Below are 18669 nucleotides of genomic sequence, written 5' to 3'. Positions count from 1 at the left end.
ATTATTTTCCCTCAATGGCCTTTTTATAAACTGAGATCAATTTTTGGGTGAGTATGGTTTCATCGAGATCAAGCACGGTTTTACGACCATCTATCCTTTTATTACGGCTTAATACACTTAGAATGCCGGCAGCCAAGGTTTCAGGCCTATCATCGTCACAAACAACACAGCCTTCAACGGAACCGATGCGTTCACGTACGTCACCAACATCCGTAGAAACCACTGGCAGATTACATGCCAAAGCTTCTTTCACAACATTTGGAGATCCTTCATGGACAGATGCCAACACTAAAACATCACAGGCGTTCATATAAACAGGAATTTGTTCATGGACAATGTTTCCCACATAGACAAACTCAAAATCAATAGTTCCACCAAACTGCGCTAATTTTACAGCATTCTGAATCAGATCCAATCTCTTCCTTGGATTATTTCCGTCCCCAACAAACAACACAATAGATTTATCCAACACCAACCCTAAAGAATGTCGAGCATTATCCCTTTCCATTATAGAAAATAAATTTAAATCAATACCAGATGGAATGATATGATAATCGTCCACAGTTAATCGTTCAGCGAGCCCACGGGAAACAAAAACACATTCATCAGCTACTTTTGCGATGTAACGGGTAACAATCTGCAATATCCTACCCAAAAAGGTCTGCTGTTTTTTATTTCCAACAATGCCATTAACATCATCGCCACGAAAGGTTACAACTAACGGCTTGGTTTTCGGAAGCGTTAAGAGGGCGCTCTGCCCCCATTGTGCATGTACCAAGTCATAGTTTCCATTCTTCAAACGCTTGTGTACTTGTTTCCATGCATGTAAGTAATTAAACGGATTCTTTGCACCTCGAAAATGATATACATCCACTTCCCACCCTGCCAGCCGTACAAACTCCACTTGACGAACAATGAAAGGAACAGCATACGGGCGATCTAAAGTGGGCCATTCGCTAGTGAGCATCAGGATACGCTTTTTATCCAATCTTTTCACCTCGTACAAGACTGAAATACGTATCTTCCATTTCCCGTATCATTCTTTGAATATTGAACTTTTTTTCAACGCGATAACGCCCTGCCTTACCATACTCACGTGATAATTCTGAATTCTGTATGAGGGAAAACATTGCATCAGCAAAGGACTTGGGGTCCCCAAATGGCACCAAAATACCTGTTTTCCCATTTACAACCACTTCATGATTTCCGCCAACATCCGTTACCACAACAGGTAGTGAGGCGGCCATATACTCAAGCAAAGCATTCGAAACCCCTTCATATTCTGAAGAAAGCACCCCCAACGAAACTCTTTTCAGAATGGCAGGGATATCTTTACGCTCACCCCAAAAAGTGACAGATCCTTTTATTCCAATGTTTGCAACTTGTTTCTCAAGCCTGGCCCTCTCATCCCCATCTCCTACCACCCAGAGGGATACGAATGGGATTCGGGCTTTGAGCAAGGTAAATGCATTGATTAAAAGGGGTAACTGTTTTACAGGTCGCAATGATGAAACAATACAAATGACAGGGCCGTTCTGTTCTTGATCACAAAAGTCAGGTAAAGCAATTCCCGCCTTGGACATTTGGTCAAATTTGTGAATATCGATGCCATTATGTATCACTCTTATTTCAGGAGCTTTGGATTTTCCATTCAAAACATTATACGAATGAACTGCCATATGTGAATTTTCTAAAATAAGATCAGATACATTTACAAGAAGACGGTCAAATGAAGTTACCCATCGTGCTGGGTCAGTTCTGAAAGAAACAACAATCCTGGGCATCATCAAGAATCTGCTTACAGGTATGGCAGCCCGGGATGCATAGGAAAATGCGTGAACGATGTCAGGCTTTATCTTTTGCAGCAATAGATACAGACTCCAGATTGTTTTCAGGCGTCCCACTCTATTTCTACCAAGGATGTAAATCGGGATATTTAATAGACTAAATTTTTCGTGCAATCTTGCATTCCCATCTGACAAAAAAATGACTTGGGGTTCAAATCTCTTAAAATCCAGATGCTGCAGTAATTCCATTACCTGTAATTGGGTACCACCAACCTCCAACTGCCCAATAATATAAGAGATTTTTATTCTTCTAGCGATTCTCATCAAAACCGTTTTTTCTATCCTGCAAGCCAATACCTATCCCAACCATAATCCAAATCAATTTATCATAATGATCATGTTTGGTCAGACCACCAAGAAGCATGATAACAAACACAATGAACCAGGTTTGGGCAAGTGTAATAATGGATGGATCGCTTAAATTTCGGAGTGTCCATATTTCACGAATTGTAGAGATAAGCATTGCCAAAAACAGAAAAAAACCGACTAGACCCGTCTCAGCTAAAACCTGCACGTACATATTGTGCGCACCCAAACGTAAACGACGTGGCTCCAGCAAATCGCTACCATACGATGCCAATCGCTCTACAAATTGCCCAATACCCACTCCATGTACCGGGTGATCAAGCCACATACGCCACCCAGCCCGCCATAAGTTATAGCGAAGCCCCACGGTATCGGTACCTTCGCGGATTGATGAAGAGATCGTACCTATGATAGTCAGAATATTATCGGCAAACAACCAAATGATCAAAAAAGCCATGACAAATCCGATCACTGCTTGAATCTGATACTTCGCAAAGCGTTGAATGGCTGATAAGCCGATCGCCGAAAAAAGCAACAATAAACCCGTACGAGACACTGTGTAAAAAGTGGCAATGATAACAAGCCCCAATCCAAGAAGAAGAAAAAAACTCACCACCGATTTTTTTGTTGTAGCGCGCAAATAAACAATAAAGACCAAACCCACTACAAAGTAACGTGCGGCACTATTCGCACCACCGGCCAATCCTTCTGCACGGTCAGACAGTTTTAAACTCTGCCCAATATTTCCTTGTGTTAGCGCATACACAGCAGAGAGCAATACCGCTATGGAAAACACCCATATCAAGGTTCGATGTTTGGAAGGTGTATCAAGCATTTGGGCCGCCAGCCACGCCAATAACCAGAGTTGGATAAACGTGAATGCCCAATTACGATCGTCTGTGCCCGGCAAAAGAGATGCCGACGGATTACTGACAATGATCCAAAATACTAACAAGCATCCCCAGACCAGGCTGGCACTCCAGTGGAAACTTTTTTCCCTGTGAGTTGTGCGTGAAAGCAAATGTGCACCCAACGTGACAATCCCCAACAAAGAGACTACCGAAGATGCGAAAGGGATGGAAGGCAAAATATCGAGCAGGGGGAGACTGGCAACAATGAAAACAAGCCCCCAATATGGACGACGCAGGATCAACAGTGTTGCCCCGATCAACACAATGAACTGGATCAGGCGTACCACACCTTCCACCCCGGCAAATGCGACAAAGTATCCCCCGCTAAAGGAGAGAATGAGCGCCACCGAACCCCAAACGATTTGTCGCGATCTTTCAGAGGAAAATGATTGAATCTTTTTCATGATAATCTTGCCGTGGGTGGAATTGTATTCCATTTCCACAATGTGAGGAGAAAACCATACAGGCCACCTGCCAAACGAGACCAGCTTGCCCTGGAAAATGGCTTTCTGAGGATACCCCACCAAATTGACCGCAAGATCTCCAAGGTTGAAACTCGAAGCCAGTCCTGTCGATAAGATGATTTATTAGTAGACATCCAGCGCATCGTATGAGCCCGTCCCCAGGTCTCCAACATGCCCCTATGCCAGCCATCCCTTGCATCGACAGTATGAACAGCATTAAGTTCGCCTGGGTGAACAGCCAAATGATGCGTGAGCATAAACAACCTGCCAAACTGCCGCGCATAATAGCTTAGAACTGCATCTTCACTTGGACCTATATGGCGGTTAAACAAATCAACCAAACCATCCAAATGTCCAATGTTTTTCAATACTTCACGGCGGAAAGACATTGCGCCGCCAGAGAGGCGTCCAACTTCCATTAATGTATCCTCGGGCATACTTTTCGCAGGTATCCCCATCCCTCCCCGAGTAATTGAAGCAGATGGTAAAGAAGATATCCCCAACCATTTCTCCTCAAATGAGCCCAGCCGACGTAACTTCTCGCCATCATCCAATACAATATAGAGACCAACACCGGCAATTGTATTCGCTCCATGGCGAGAGAATAATTCAATATATGACTGCTCCAACATTTGCAGGGCTTGGCGAATAAGAGTTATATCATCATCCATAAAGAACACGACTTGCCCGGTGCTATGTTGAAACGCATTCCAACGGTGCCAAGGCAACGTTTTATATTCAGACGGGACATATTTTACTTGTAGATGCAGATTGCCCGCCTGAAAACTAGCTACTACCTGTTTCGCTTTATCTGTTTGAGATGAGTCGCTGATCACAATCTCATCTGGAAGACGTGTCTGACGGGCAATGGCATCCAAAGTTGAGGAAAGCAATTGGCTTCGTTCATGGGTGGCAATACAAATGCTTATCGAAAGACTATCAGGTATCATTTTCTTTTAGATTGAAATCGCTCCACACAACCCATAAATAACTTTTCGTTCTGGGACATTACGATCTCTGTTGAAAAGTTCTCTTTGATCTTATCCCAGCCAGCCCGGCCAAGCTGCGACGCTACTTGTTCATCTCTCAATATATATATGATCGCATCGGCAATTGCCTCTGTGTTTTGAGGGGCGATCAAAAATCCATCCTTGCCATGCGTTATCAGTTCGGGGCCGCTGGCACGATCCGTGAAGATGACCGGGCATCCCACCGACATGGCTTCCAATGGCGCTATCGCAAAGCCTTCCACCAGAGAGGGGTAAACAGCAACAGTGGCTGTTTCAAGGGCATCCCAAACTGCATCACGTTCAACAAAGCCGTGAAAGATCACTCCCTGTTTGATCGCATGTTGGAATTCCGAGTTCAAATATTCCCGCATGGACCGCCCGTCTTCCATACGCCAATCCTTACCAAAGATATGAAGCTCTGCAGTTGGGCAGGCCTCTTTTACTTTAGGCCAGGCAGTGAGCAGTTGGATGACACCTTTGTTTCTATTCAACGTGCCGGTAAACACAACCTTACCCGCCACACGTTTCAAAGGAGGTGAGTATGGCCGAGGTTCCACCGGGTTATAGATCACCTGCATATATTTATCGCCCAAGTCGAACAAATCGTTCGTTTTCGCGGCAAGGTATAAACTCTCAGAGCAGTAAAAATCGGCTCGGCGCATGGACCAGTTTTCGATCCAGAAGATGAGGCGCTGCAAAGATCGCCCCAATTCTTTTGCGTTATGGGATGCCGACCCGCTAAAGCGTACTATCACCGGCACGGGCAATGAAGTCCAGCCTGCGGCCCAACCTTGATAATCCGGCACATCCACAAGGTCGATCTCCCCATCTTTTGCCCATTGTACGATTACGCGAAACAATCGCCAGCGCCCCAGGAGCCAACCGAAATAACGCAGGCGCGGCTCACGCATACGCCAGACCTTTACACCCTCATCCTCTTCGAAATCCGGGGCAGGGTAATCACTGGCATAGATACCGATCACCCGCACTTCGTGGCCCCTGCGGGCCAAAGAACGCGTCAGTGTCTGGACCAAGATGCCGATGCCACCATACTTGCCCGGGGGATACTCAGAGCAAATAAAGCAGACCTTCAAGTTTGTCTCTCCCGGTGCTGAGCTTTCCGTCTGATACAGAAAGGAAATAATCCCAACCTGCTTTTGTATTTTGCACAAGCCTGAAAGGTAAACCCCGCATCATCTCCCGCAATACAGAAAAGGGTTGTGCTCTTAAGTTGGCGTGAAGGAACATCCATTTGTGGTAATGGAACAGGAACCAAAGTTCATCCTTCTCACTACGCTCCAGATCTTCAAGGTCTACCCAAAGCGAACGCCAACGCTCCATCAGAGCGATCCCAGCGTGAAGGGACATTTGCCGTGCCTGCCCAGCCATCCAAAGGGTATTGATCTCTTCTTTTTGCCAGGCCTGTCCGGTAAGTTCCTTTAAATGCTCATCGAGAACATCAAGCGCCAATCCTTGTTGTACATTGCCAGATGTGCGTGAAATGCGGCTCTCATGCCTTCTGACAAAAGACAATACCTCGGGCATCATCCCCAGCCAGCCCAAACGAGAGAGGCGGCACATCATCCTGTAATCCTGTGCTGCTGGCAGTTCCTGATACCCGTCCACTTCCAACAATGCGGCCCGTTCGATGGTAAAGGAACTATGAGAGGCGAAACTGCGCAGGATGAGATACCACTTGAGCCCATTGGGGGTCATAGGCAGTTTTTGCTGACTCCCGCGGATCATGCCTCCCCCATCGAAGGATCGCCATGGTGTAATGCAGGCGCGAAATTGAGGGTGCGATCTCAAAAATTGAAGCTGATGCTCAATGCGATACACAGGCGACAGGTCATCCGCATCGATACGGACGATATACCTGCCTTGCGCTTCGTGCAAACCAGCATTCGCCGCGGCAAACGGACCTCCGGGCTGATTCCGCCTCAATAAACGGATGCGCCCATCCTGCGCCGCAAACCTTGCGACAACCTCTACTGTGTCATCCTCTGATGCATCATCCACAATGATGTATTCCCAATTACGGAAGGTTTGGGCCTGCATGTTCGCGATCGTTTCCCCGATGAACGGACTTGCGTTGCGGGCCGCGGTCAATATCGTTACTTCAGGAGAGGTCATGGACGAAACTCCCATTCGACAGACCATGTGAACGGCAGTTTTACTTTTCCAACAAGACTCAAAGTACGCCCATCTTTTTCGACCCCATACTCCGGTGCATATTTCGATGGAACGACCTTTACTTTGGAGTTTTGAGGAGGAAAGAGTTTCATCAAAACCTGTGAGTCTCCCAGCGTGCAAGCAAAAGTGGAGGTGCCTTCCTGTCTCCACGGAGCGTCTCCCAGATGCAGGCTAGAAGCGAATTGATAATTGCCATCCCCGCTAATAGTTTCTTCCATCGCTAGTTTCCTCTCATCCCGCCAAAACCATTTACGGGTCAAGACGATCGAGACGTCCAAACGACTCAACCCGTAAGAGACATACTTCACGCCCTGTTCGCCCAGCAGTTCCCATTCCCCGTTCTGACACTTAAAATACCACGAGGGAAGATAAGCCTGATATTCAGCGCTGATACCCGGCGGCACACCATTGAGAGAGGAAACATTCTGCCCGGAGGCGTTGCGATACCAATGCCGGGCGTTCAACGTATAAGTAGGGTTACCCGGTTCTCTTATAAGAATCATATTTTTCCACCATAACTCAAAGGTACCTCGACCAGCATCCCCTGAATGATGTGTTTCATTTCTTGGGTCGCCATGAGCCGCTAAATCAACGTCCAGATTTGTGTCTGTAATAAATGCCCACCCACCTTGATGGTATAAAACGACCTTTTTACCTTCTTGTTCATTTTGCAAACCATCAACCATCGTCGAATAGTACAAAGTCAGCAAAGTAATAATCTTATGGCGAGGTGGATTAGGCAAAAGGCCGTGAGCATAACAAGCCGAAAGCATCCCCCAAAAATTATCCACAGAATGATCTGGAGATGTATTCCCAGAACGGATCAATGAACCATCCGAGCGTAACAGATCATCGGCTTGTTGAAACATTCTGCAGAGGCACTGGAACAGATCCGGCACGATCTCCCGTCCAGTTTGCCTTGACGCCAGAACATATTCCAAGGCTGTGCGACACATCTGTAAGTGATAAAAACTCGTTTGTTCAGCAAAGCTTCCATCTTCGAGAACCAGCTTAGGAAAATATTTCTCCCATAATTCAAAAGCCTGCTTCTCCCAAACTTCAGCCTGCGACATATCATGTAACATTCGGCTCGCAATATACAAAGCGCGGGCATTGTTCAGAATGTGATTGTTAAAGTCATCGCGAACTTCAAGGTTTTCCTGCAAATGGATCGAATCCAAATACATGCGCTGTTTAATGGGAGCGATCATATCCATTGAATCAGGCAAGCCTGCTTGTTTGAGCCAGAACAAAACTTCAGCGAGAGATGCAATACGCTCAGAAGTGGTATATGGTGTTGCTACAGCAATATCACCATCCCAAGAATGCGACATCCACGAGGACAGATCGTGCTTCAAGGACTGGAATGCATTAACATGGCCGCAAAACACCCCACGGGCATAACGGACAGCCCAATATAGGCGATGGTAGGCATGCAAATGCTCTACATCCTCAACACCACCACTCAAGAGTTTCTCAAGGGAAAGGGTTGCACCACCTGCCAACCGAAATATCCCATCCGCGTGTCGGTCAACATCAAAATATAGATCTTCTTTCCCAAATAACTCAGACAACTCTTCAACACTTCCTACAAACAGGTCTGGGATTTCAGTAGTGAAATTGATCTCCTCCTGCGGTTGTAGGCAAAGTCTATATTTCATTTTCTCAGCCGGGGAAATCAGGTCTCGATACCAACGATATACCAGATATCGAGCCGGATAGACCGAAGCCTGTAATCCATCCATCCAACGGCCTGTTTTCCAGCATTGTTTTATGTAATTATTTCTTTCGCCACCAGCCATACGGACCAAGTCAATCGCCCGCCAATAACTGACTGCAAAACGATCAAACAATTTCATTTGGCATCATCGTAGATCTGCTACGTAAAGTCTTTCTTTGTGCTTAGGATCCAATTCTTTTCGAATTTCCAGCGGGGCACCCATCTTGGCAAAAATATCCGGGTAGTTATGAGCAAAATAGCTGTGTTCGTTAATGAAAGAACTCGATTCGATGAATATATATGCCTGTCTGGCTACCCGAAGGATCTCTAATAAAAAATCTTCGATCTTGTTATCAGCAACATGGATGCAAACGCCGTACGTGATCACAATATCGAAATGTTTATCAGGGTAGGGCAAATGTATCCCATCTGTTTCACTCAATTTGACACGTGAGTCAGGCCCCAAAAACTCACGAGCTTCTTCCAATTGAGTGAGGCTGATATCGCATCCTTGAATATCATCAAGATCAGGGAATTCCTGCTCGATCACTTGAAGGTATAGGCCATACCCACATCCCACATCCAAAATTGACTTGAAATCAAATTCGTGAAGCGTGGACATCAGGACCCCGATGTTACGGTCATAGCCGTTTTCCTGTAAACGTTTTTCGAAACGTTCATGGTATTTCTGTTTATACGTCTCACCCTGCTCTATCCAATAGGCTTTTGGGTTATATGAACGAGGTTTGGAGAGTATTAACCCGAATAGAGACTTAAATTTTAAAAACATATTTGCACTACTTAATCCCTTAAAAATCCGGCTATAAAAGCGTCATGATTGGAGACAAACGAGCCAACAACCAATTCGGTGATTTTTCCTCAAATCGTCTTTGAATGCGCGACAACTCTTTATTGTCAAGTTCATTGTGCCACTTCTCATCAAGAACTATATTAGTTCCATTGCGCAAAAAACTAGAACGATTTCCGATAACATGGTGCTCTACCTTCCCCAAATCTCCGAAAAAAGGGTACGAGGGAAGCCCAATAAAATCCAATAATGTATACCAAGTCGTCTCAGGTGACAGACATAGCTCATCGTAATTCAACAAAAGGATATCCTTTTCAGGATAATACATCTTACTACGTAACTCAATTTCCACTTCTGTTTTGATCCATTCATCCACCCAACCATCCAGAGTACCAGACTCTTTCTTTCGCTTCCGCGACGCGACAACCCCACGAGGATCACGAAAAAGATGAATAATTCTTACATGATGATCCTGGTGAAACCTTGGAATATATTTCAGCATCCATGGTGTTTTCGACTCGTCAACAAAGCACATAGTGTTTGTTGCACGAAAAACACCAGTAAAAAAAGCATTATGATGACGTTTCAATTCTTCAAACCATTCAGAATACCCTGGCAATAAACGAACGATCTTATCGTTAATGGATTCCATCCAAGGTCTGTCCCAAACGGATAGATAAAGTTGGTTTAGGTAACGAGATTCTGAATATCGCGGCCGAAGAACAGCTGCAAAGCTCCACGGTTCCCCTGAAATTTCACTAACAGCATCATGAATTGAGAGCCAGTATGGGCACTCGGATGTTACTCGTCCACATGAACAACCAATTTTCTCTCTGTGCAGTGGATACATCCAATATAATTCACCCAGTGTGGAAACTTGTGGGTGAAGATTGAGAAACATAGAAAGCAAAGTGGAACCGCTATACTTAAATGACGTAATATACGTATATGTAAACTTTTTATCACTGACCATTTGTCAATACACCCTTTAACACTCTGGAGATACGTTCAGTAGACTCCCCGTCACTAAAGGCACAGATCTCTTCAACGATCTTCTGCCTCCCCACCGCCAGTTTACCTGGCTTTTCGAGAGCAGATGAAACGGCATCAATAAACTCTTTTGTGTTTCGCGCCAAATCTAGTCCGCCCGAGTTCGTGATCGGTAGGTAATGCTCACGCAAATATAACTCCTTCAACACACGGTCATATTTCGGGCGACCTTCGGGGTCATACGCAGGACCAACCTGCGGTTTATTGAAAATAGCGCCATCTACGGTCAACGTGGAAGAAACGTTGACATGCACACAACTGTGATAAAGGGTGGAAGCAAGCCGTTCAATATCATAACGGGAAATATCCATTTTCCCGTTCGCTTCACGTGCCTGCCACGGCCTGTCAACCACTACGTACTTGCATTGCTTTAGGATGGGTGTCCATCTGCTTTCGATGTCCACCGGATGCCTGCGAAACAGGATGACAGGCTTATCGGGAATCTGACCGTTTTCGATGGCAAAGTCCAGGTCCAACAACAGTGATGTTTCATTGGGCACGATCTTCACATACCCCGATCCCCAAAAGATGACCGGGGCATCCATTGGCAGGCCAAGTTCCCTGCGCCAGGTGTTTTCATCCCAGATATAACTTTTATCCCAATAAAAATCGAACTGTGGCGGGCCCGTCACAGAAACGTCATCCACTTTAACAGTTGGATAAGAACGCAGGAGTTCCTGTTTATTGTATTTATTCCAAACCATGTAATGCCGGAACGTAACCGGAAGCCAAGTGCGGGCAGTGATGTTGTCAAAGGAAAGAATGGCAGTGAACAAAGGAATATCCGCTTTTCGACCTAACCGTAACCAAGGCTCATCCTGATAAATGAACGGCGTTATAGAAAAAACAGCATCAGGCCGCGCATTTTCAAGCACAGGCACAAAATCAGCCACGTTCGTATCTTGCCAGAACAGTTCTTCATCCTTTGCAAAAAGACGCTCCATGTTCCCAGGCAGTAATTGCTCCGCGGTCATCAGGGCATTTCGCAGTGTATGTACCGCAAGTGAACGTCCATCCATGAACAGGGCATTTCGCCGGGCATCGATCGCAGTGGTCACCGTATTGCGGTAGCGGCGATGCCAATGGTTGATGCGCGCACGAACGTGCTCGAACTCGTGTCCATGCTTGAAGTGCGAGGTGATAAAGACCTCCCCGCCAAGAGATTCGATCTCCGTGCCTAACTGCGGATCGTCCCATGCCAGTGCGATGACCGGCTGGGAAAATTCTGCGAGCATTTTCAGCATCCCGGTCCGTATGAGATAACGGACCGTAAAATGCTGGGAGAGCGGTATCAATAACCGAGGCTTTGTTATGTTCACCAACTCCCCTTGGCCACAGCGAGACGTTCAACAACCTTTGCGAACTTAGGTAACTGTGCATCCAACGTGAATTCTTTTTCAAAGGTTTTTCTAGCTGCACGGCCGATGCGTTCACGCAGTTCCCTGTTACTGAGCAATTCAGGCAGTGCGGTTATGAAGGATCCCAGGTCAGGCAGAACCATGCAATTCTCCCTAGGACGCAACTCCCGCGACCCAGCCACAGCCGAACGCGTGGCAACCACAACCTGTGCATGGTTGAACAGCAAGGATAATTTTGTGCGCGTCCCAGTATCATATTCATAAGGGATAATGGCAACATCAAAGGGACGCAGAGTAGAACCTAGGTCGTTCACGTGCCCATGCAAAACTGCCTTGCAGGCATTCAGGCGTTCCAGCAGTTCCGGCTTGGCCCCGGTCACATCACCGATAATATGGAGTTGATAACGCCCGCCATTTGCATCGAGCCGCGATTGCACCTTATCCAGATAGGCCATCAGCCCCAGATAATTCGAGGTGGTACGCAGGCTTCCCAAATGCAGGATGCGGGCGGGCCATTCGCCCTGTGAATTCGGGTGATCCAAAGCAACCACTTCATACGTGGTGGGGATCACAGAAATATTCCTCCCGCCCACGCTTCGTAATTCATCCGCCTCTGTCTGTGAACCCGTCACAATGGCGGCGGCCTGACGAATGACCTGCATCTCTCCCCTGTGCATCGCCCAAAGCTGGATCCGCTCACTCGGGTAAGGTTTGCGGGCCCGTGCCTCCTGGCGCAACCCAAAAATACGATAATGAAAATCCGTCTGGGAATATACAAAAGGTATCGGAGCGGGTAATGATGCTGCAACAGCACCCGCCACACCTGACTCCGCCCAGATAAGATCGGGATCTACCTCATGCACAAATTCAACAAATCTCCCGCTCAATGTGCCGATCGCAGGAAAGGCCAATAATAACGGACGGGAAATCGCCCGTGATAATAACTCGATCCATGTGCGATAGGCAGGTGGAAGGGAATAGATAACATCCGTCCATGAGTCCGCCTGTGCCCGAATCTCTTTGCTGTGCTCGGTTTCATTGCCTTCATGTTCCAGCACCTTCTCCCGCACCCCATCAGAAAGAAAACGCCAGACATGAACTTCCAAGCCCAGCTTTTTCAACGCCAGAAACGACTGTAAATGACGGCTGGCCGCGCCTGAATAATTGGAAGAAAGCGGGGCATCCCCGAACAAGCAAATACACTTCACGCTGGGTCCGTAACAGGCAAAAGAATTAGGTCTGCTTCTCGTGAGTTGGCAAGCCAGTCAGCCAACAAACTCAATGAAGGCGAGGCGCGCAGGTCATCCAGTGAGCGGGCCGTGATGTTGATATTGTCATGCACATCGCTTTGCGCTTCGTGGATCCTCTTCAATTCCATGGGGGCGATATCATCAAAAGAGATTTGTTTGCCAACTACTAAGGCATAAAAATGCTGCCTTGCCAACTGTTGAACCTCCGCACTCAGCCGCTCCACCTTGTGCAGGTTGCGCAGGGTCGCGAAATATTCTTCCCTTGTAGATGGCTCCATGGTGAAACCAAAACCGTTATAGCGGCCTGTCCCGGCCAGGACTGCGGGAATACCAAAACATGGGAATTCCATCCCCACTGTCCCGTTGACGGTCAGCACACAATCCACCAGTGGGAACAAGGACCGGGTGTTGATCTCCGTCTCGGCAGGCATGAAGCGGACATGTTCCGGCAAAGGCATCAATGGTTCGAGCAGGCGCCGTTCGGAGGAAGTCTTTATCTTCTCACGCTGCAATTTGAACATATTGAAGGGATGCTCCTTAACGATCCAATTCATCGCGCGGCATTCCTCGGTTTGCGAAACGAACTGCACGGTCTGGAACAACCAGTCTTCAAAGTCATCGAACAGGCCTGAACCAAAGAAGAAGGCCGCATCCCAGGCCACGTGTGAAAAGATGACAGCGGTCTTTTTACCCGGGTCCAACCCCAATCGTTCGTATACTTCGCTCGGAGGCAGAACCTGCTTTCCCGATTGCAAGCGGCGTGTATCATCCATCGAATCAGGGCGATATCTGGCAGTGAACTCTTCCTCCAAAGCCTTGTCCTGTTCATCCCCCCATGGCTGTGTTTTTATATTCTCCCATGTTCGCGGGGAGAGTGAAAAATAATGCCGGCCGCGCGTTTCGGAGGTATAGCGTTTGAATATCCACGTACTGCGCCGCTGGCCAAATTCCAAAACCACACAATCCACCCCGTGGTTCAATGCCACTTCAAAGATCGGTCCGCTCGGAATGTAACCCGCATCGCGCACCAGCATTTTCTCTATCGGGTTTTGATCGAGATATTTCTCAGCGGTCAGCGTGTTTTGAATGGCTTTTTTCAACTGCAAACGAAACAGGTCGAACGTCTCAACATCCTGTAAATTGAGTCGACCCTCGACCCTCCTGCGGCAGGTCATGGACAATGCATGTTCGCCGACATGCACCCCATGGAAAACAAGCTCTTTTGCCAGATTGACCGTGATCTTCGCGGGAAGCAGCGCTTCCACCTCCCTTTCGAGCTGGTCATCGAGCAGCCCAAACCTTTTCTCCCACTGGTCCCACATCTCCAATTGCGTGATCCTGAACAACCGATAATAGGAATGGGCAAAATGATTGCCAGAACGTGTAAAGATGACCGGGGTATATCCTTGAAACTGCATACCTTTTGCCACCAAGCCATGAAACTTGGCGTGCATGGGGATATTCGTAAAACTTAGTATGGCAAACCGCCGATTCGGGTCCGCAAACTCATTGCCCTGTACAGCCCAATTCTCAACTTGATGACAAGTGGTCTTAAAGTCGTGAGTTAGCTCACGTTGTTGGCTACGATATACTGGGTCAAGAACTACACGCAACCAGGAAAGCATATTCAAGGCCTGTTCTTAATTGCCCATTGCCCAATTCGACTTGGCAACCATGAATAAAGATAATACTTTCTCCAGGCTTTTGCATAGCGAGTTGTACCCTTACAAAGAGAAAGTGCTTTTCTTGCGTTTAAGCTATCGCCATTTTCTAAATAATGTCTCACAATAGGTAACTGTTTTTTGGCTAAATAATTAATTGCATGCTGGGTGTTCTGTAGAGAAAGCTTCCCGTTTCGGGTTAAATTCGACAAGGTCGTTATGGGTGCATAGTCATTCAATGGCTTTTTGTAGGTCATGGTCACGCGATTTTCCGCATCATAATGAATCGTTGAAAAAGGCAGGTTTACGTATGCGAACTTTGTCACAGTGCAAAGATTGAACCATGTAGCAATATCCCCACCCAGTTTCACACCAACTGGAAAACCATTCACCTTTTTCAGTGCTTCCTTTCGTATCGCAACCGATGACGAGTTGAACGGGAAATAATCTCGTATGATCTCAAAGTAATTATCCAAAATACCACGCCAACCTCGTACGAAGTAGCTTTTCTTTAACGGCTGACAGACCCCAAACTCATCAACAACTTCATAGGAAGTAGCATATACGCCACATGTGGGGTATTCTTTTATCAAAGATGCAATTTGATCGAGAAAGCTAGGCTTCCAACAATCATCCGCATCTAAAAAAGCGATAAACTCGCTTGACGATTCCAATATACCGCGGTTACGAGCCGCACATTCACCTTGGTTCGACTGCCGAATAATTCTTATACGGTCATCTTCTATACTTTTGGCAACTTCATATGAATTATCAGTAGAGCCGTCATCCACAATTAATAATTCATATCTTATAAAATTCTGGTCAAGAACTGAAAGTACAGCTCTTTTTATATGTTGCTCTTTATTGTAAAGAGGAACTACAACAGAAAAAAAAAGATCTGAATTCATATTCGATCAGATCTTCTCTGCCAACACAACTTGATAGATCATTCCATCTCCCCTATCAATAGAATACCCCAACCAAGAGAACAATCTCTGAAATGGCTGTTTATGAAAAACCCGTAAGGGGTGGGAGTACAGTTTAGTTGGAAGGCACCTTTCACGTCTTAGTACTTGTAAATCACATGATTCAAAAAGAGAATTCAATTGTTCTTCAGTCAACCAGTCTTCAACCGGCTGCATCCGAGTAGACTTTCTTTTCCAGTTAGAAAACAATTCCCCTCGTGGAGTAGATAAAATCAAATGACCGTTAGGCTTCAGCAATGACGCCAAGTCCTTGATGAATTGTTGTTGTTCACTCCGATGAATATGTTCAACAACTTCTGAGCAAATCACGATGTCAAAATGAAAAAAATCGGGGTGACGGCTATATTGTCCAGGTGTAACTGCCAAAAAACTCATATTTGGAAATAAGTTTCTCGCATGACTAACCACTTGTTCAACAGGCTCTATCCCCACAACTGTCCCAAAGTTCTGCATTAAAGCGGTCAGCCAACCACGTCCACATCCCACATCAACTATCCTTATTGGATCATGTATCGCAGAAGTATATCCATTTGTAACATCAGTAATTAATTGAAGAATTTTTCCAAAACGTATAGCTTCATCGTGGTTAGGATATGGTTTGTTCCACATTGGATTCTGAACAAACAAGTCGTAATAAAACCCTGCGGCATTTTGATCATTCACTTAACAGGTTCTCCCATTTCGTCTGGGCAAAAAAAACGGCTTGCTTTCCCGACATATGAGTTGTTCTACTGGAAATTGCCCCCTGCTCCACTGTAAAGCGTAAGTAATCATGAACATAATCATAATCTTCCTTTTCATAGCCACACCATATACTTAAAGTATACTCTCCTGGATAAAGGCTTAAATTTCCCAACTGCACGCGGATTTTATAAACGCCAGCATCTGGTTGTGCCTGAAAACTATCGTCTTGATCTACGGCATGAATGATGGGCCTTCCATAGTGGTCGTTAATTACTAAAGCAAATTGGACACCAGTTTTGATAGCTGATTCAGCCCACATTTCAATAAACAAAGAATGCCCCATAATGAACGAGGACGCTTCAGTGCCATCTTCATTCAACAAACTTGCCGATATGAATTTCGCTTTCCCACTTCCAGTTCGATGAACCTCTTGGATATTCGTTTGCAATTGCAACCGATCATAATATCTTGATATCACCTTGTGCGGGTCACCATTCAAAGAAAGATTACCATTTTCAAGAAGAATTAGGCGTTGGCACAGAGTCATCACAGCAGCCATATTATGGCTAACAAATAACACGGTTCTTCCTTCCTGTGCCACATCTCCCATCTTACCTAAACATTTTTTCTGAAATGCCACATCCCCCACTGCCAAAACCTCATCCACTACCAGTATTTCTGGATCCAAATGTGCCGCCACGGCAAAGGCTAGACGCACATACATGCCACTGGAATAACGCTTGACCGGGGTATCGATGAACTTCTCAATCCCTGCAAAATCCACGATCTCATCGAACTTGCGCGTGATTTCCTCGCGCTTCATCCCCAAAATGGCACCATTCAAGTAGGTATTCTCACGCCCGGTCAATTCAGGATGAAAACCAGTACCCACTTCCAGCAAACTAGCAATCCGTCCTTTCACCTTGACCTGTCCACTGGTGGGAGCAGTGATCCGTGACAATATTTTGAGCAAGGTGCTTTTCCCCGCTCCATTGCGGCCGATAATCCCCAACGCCTCCCCTTGCTGAACCTGGAAACTGACACCCTTTAACGCCCAAACATCTTCGCCATTGCGATTACCATGGTCCGTTTCGCCGATCCTGAGCAACGGGTTCGGTTTGCCGCGTGTCCGTGCCCACCAGACCTTCAAATCATTGGCAAAGGTACCGGTACCAATCTGCCCTAAACGATATATCTTGGAAAGGTTCTCAACCGAGATCACCGTTGTCATACGGTATCCATGAAAGTCTGCTCAACACGATTGAAGATCAACGTCCCCAAAAAGACCGCTACGAGCATAAAGATCAAACTGTAAAGCAAATGCCCCGTGTCCACTGTGCCTGCTCCCAAAAACGCAAAACGGAAAGCTTCCACAATGGGCGTCATCGGGTTGGTCAGTATGATCCATCGAAAGCGCCCTGGAACGGAGGACACTGGGTAGATCACAGGGGTAGCATACATCATCAACTGTACGCCAAAGGTCACCAAAAAGCGCAGATCTCGGTATTTCGTGGTCAGCGAAGAGATGATGATGCCAAAGCCAAGCCCAAGCCCGGCCATCATCAATACTAATAGCGGTGATAATGCGACCCAAGTCCACTCAAAATGTATAGAGGCACCTCGCACGAAAAAATACAGGATAAATACAAGGAACAGAATGAATTGGATAAAAAAGGTCGCCAGATTTGAGATCAAGATCGAAATGGGGATCGCAAGGCGGGGAAAGTACACCTTACCAAACAAGCCTGCATTCTGCACGAAAGTATTAGAAGTTTTATTTAGACAATCTGCAAAATACGCCCATACCACCGTCCCCGACATATAAAATAGGAACTGCGGCAATCCATCCGTGGGAAGGCTGGCAATACTCCCGAAAATTACTGTGAACGTGATCGTAGTCAACAACGGCTGGATCAAGTACCACAACGGCCCTAAAACGGTTTGCTTATAAACAGACACAAAATCGCGGCGAACAAACAGCATCACCAAATCACGGTAATGCCATAATTCACCTAAACGTAGATCAAACCAGCTTCGTTGAGGCTGAATAATCATCGACCAATTTTCATCATTCATTAATGGATACTCTTTTTACTGTCTACATTGCTCATAAAGGCATCTTGTATAAACCCTATAATCTCCGACAAAATATCTTCAATTCAGCTAATGGTAAATATAAAATGAAGCACGCTCCGCCCTCCTGACATGTAGCTATTCATATCAGTTAAAAATATTCACCAGCCCAAGCATAGAATAAACTTGGCAGTGCTAGATGCTATCCCACATATCATCAAAACTTTTGCTATTTCAAGCTTCTCACCCCAAGCATCCCACAAACGGAATAAAATTAGTCTAACAAAATTAGTATAATCCTGCAAGTGATAACAACAAACAATTTCATCACTTGCAAGATCTATTCAT

At 46.1% G+C, this 18669-nt stretch carries 16 protein-coding genes; all 16 read right to left on the bottom strand.

Annotation, left to right across the window (positions count from 1 at the left end; translation table 11 throughout):
• Position 1: 1 nt before the first annotated feature.
• A complete protein-coding gene (locus tag IPP66_12135) occupies positions 2–988 on the bottom strand; it encodes a glycosyltransferase (GenBank protein MBK9926025.1) in 987 nt (328 codons plus the stop codon).
• Positions 981–2114 carry a glycosyltransferase gene (locus tag IPP66_12130; protein MBK9926024.1) on the bottom strand — a complete coding sequence of 378 codons (1134 nt, stop codon included), beginning with the start codon at positions 2112–2114 and terminating at the stop codon, positions 981–983. The genes IPP66_12135 and IPP66_12130 overlap by 8 nt, the downstream gene beginning before the upstream one ends.
• A complete protein-coding gene (locus IPP66_12125; GenBank protein ID MBK9926023.1) occupies positions 2098–3468 on the bottom strand; it encodes an O-antigen ligase family protein in 1371 nt (456 codons plus the stop codon). Before IPP66_12125 ends, IPP66_12130 begins: the two co-directional genes overlap by 17 nt.
• A complete protein-coding gene (locus tag IPP66_12120) occupies positions 3465–4421 on the bottom strand; it encodes a glycosyltransferase (GenBank protein ID MBK9926022.1) in 957 nt (318 codons plus the stop codon). The genes IPP66_12125 and IPP66_12120 overlap by 4 nt, the downstream gene beginning before the upstream one ends.
• 53 nt (positions 4422–4474) lie before the next feature.
• Positions 4475–5632: a glycosyltransferase family 4 protein gene (locus tag IPP66_12115; protein MBK9926021.1), complete on the bottom strand. Its 1158-nt coding sequence runs from the start codon at positions 5630–5632 to the stop codon at positions 4475–4477.
• A complete protein-coding gene (locus IPP66_12110) occupies positions 5607–6671 on the bottom strand; it encodes a glycosyltransferase family 2 protein (protein ID MBK9926020.1) in 1065 nt (354 codons plus the stop codon). Before IPP66_12110 ends, IPP66_12115 begins: the two co-directional genes overlap by 26 nt.
• A complete protein-coding gene (locus IPP66_12105) occupies positions 6668–8590 on the bottom strand; it encodes a heparinase II/III family protein (protein MBK9926019.1) in 1923 nt (640 codons plus the stop codon). Before IPP66_12105 ends, IPP66_12110 begins: the two co-directional genes overlap by 4 nt.
• Before the next feature lie 6 nt (positions 8591–8596).
• Positions 8597–9241, bottom strand: coding sequence for a methyltransferase domain-containing protein (locus tag IPP66_12100; protein MBK9926018.1), 645 nt, complete (start codon positions 9239–9241; stop codon positions 8597–8599).
• Between the two features lie 31 nt (positions 9242–9272).
• Positions 9273–10232: a sulfotransferase gene (locus tag IPP66_12095; GenBank protein MBK9926017.1), complete on the bottom strand. Its 960-nt coding sequence runs from the start codon at positions 10230–10232 to the stop codon at positions 9273–9275.
• Positions 10222–11544, bottom strand: coding sequence for a CDP-glycerol glycerophosphotransferase family protein (locus IPP66_12090; protein MBK9926016.1), 1323 nt, complete (start codon positions 11542–11544; stop codon positions 10222–10224). Before IPP66_12090 ends, IPP66_12095 begins: the two co-directional genes overlap by 11 nt.
• A gap of 80 nt (positions 11545–11624) precedes the next feature.
• The gene (locus IPP66_12085; GenBank protein ID MBK9926015.1) at positions 11625–12875 is read right to left on the bottom strand and encodes a glycosyltransferase family 4 protein; all 1251 of its coding nucleotides are present in this window, start codon (positions 12873–12875) and stop codon (positions 11625–11627) included.
• The gene (locus IPP66_12080; protein ID MBK9926014.1) at positions 12872–14542 is read right to left on the bottom strand and encodes a hypothetical protein; all 1671 of its coding nucleotides are present in this window, start codon (positions 14540–14542) and stop codon (positions 12872–12874) included. The genes IPP66_12085 and IPP66_12080 overlap by 4 nt, the downstream gene beginning before the upstream one ends.
• 2 nt (positions 14543–14544) lie before the next feature.
• Positions 14545–15486, bottom strand: coding sequence for a glycosyltransferase family 2 protein (locus IPP66_12075; GenBank protein MBK9926013.1), 942 nt, complete (start codon positions 15484–15486; stop codon positions 14545–14547).
• A gap of 6 nt (positions 15487–15492) precedes the next feature.
• A complete protein-coding gene (locus tag IPP66_12070) occupies positions 15493–16227 on the bottom strand; it encodes a methyltransferase domain-containing protein (protein ID MBK9926012.1) in 735 nt (244 codons plus the stop codon).
• Positions 16220–17479 carry an ABC transporter ATP-binding protein gene (locus IPP66_12065; GenBank protein ID MBK9926011.1) on the bottom strand — a complete coding sequence of 420 codons (1260 nt, stop codon included), beginning with the start codon at positions 17477–17479 and terminating at the stop codon, positions 16220–16222. Before IPP66_12065 ends, IPP66_12070 begins: the two co-directional genes overlap by 8 nt.
• Positions 17476–18324, bottom strand: a complete 849-nt coding sequence (locus tag IPP66_12060; GenBank protein MBK9926010.1) for an ABC transporter permease — start codon at positions 18322–18324, stop codon at positions 17476–17478. Before IPP66_12060 ends, IPP66_12065 begins: the two co-directional genes overlap by 4 nt.
• Positions 18325–18669 lie beyond the last annotated feature (345 nt).

The organism is Candidatus Defluviilinea proxima, assembly GCA_016721115.1.
Taxonomy (GTDB): Bacteria; Chloroflexota; Anaerolineae; order Anaerolineales; family Villigracilaceae; genus Defluviilinea; species Defluviilinea proxima.
The sequence above is the reverse complement of the archived record's forward strand: the minus strand, read 5'-3'. Positions and strand labels throughout refer to the sequence as shown.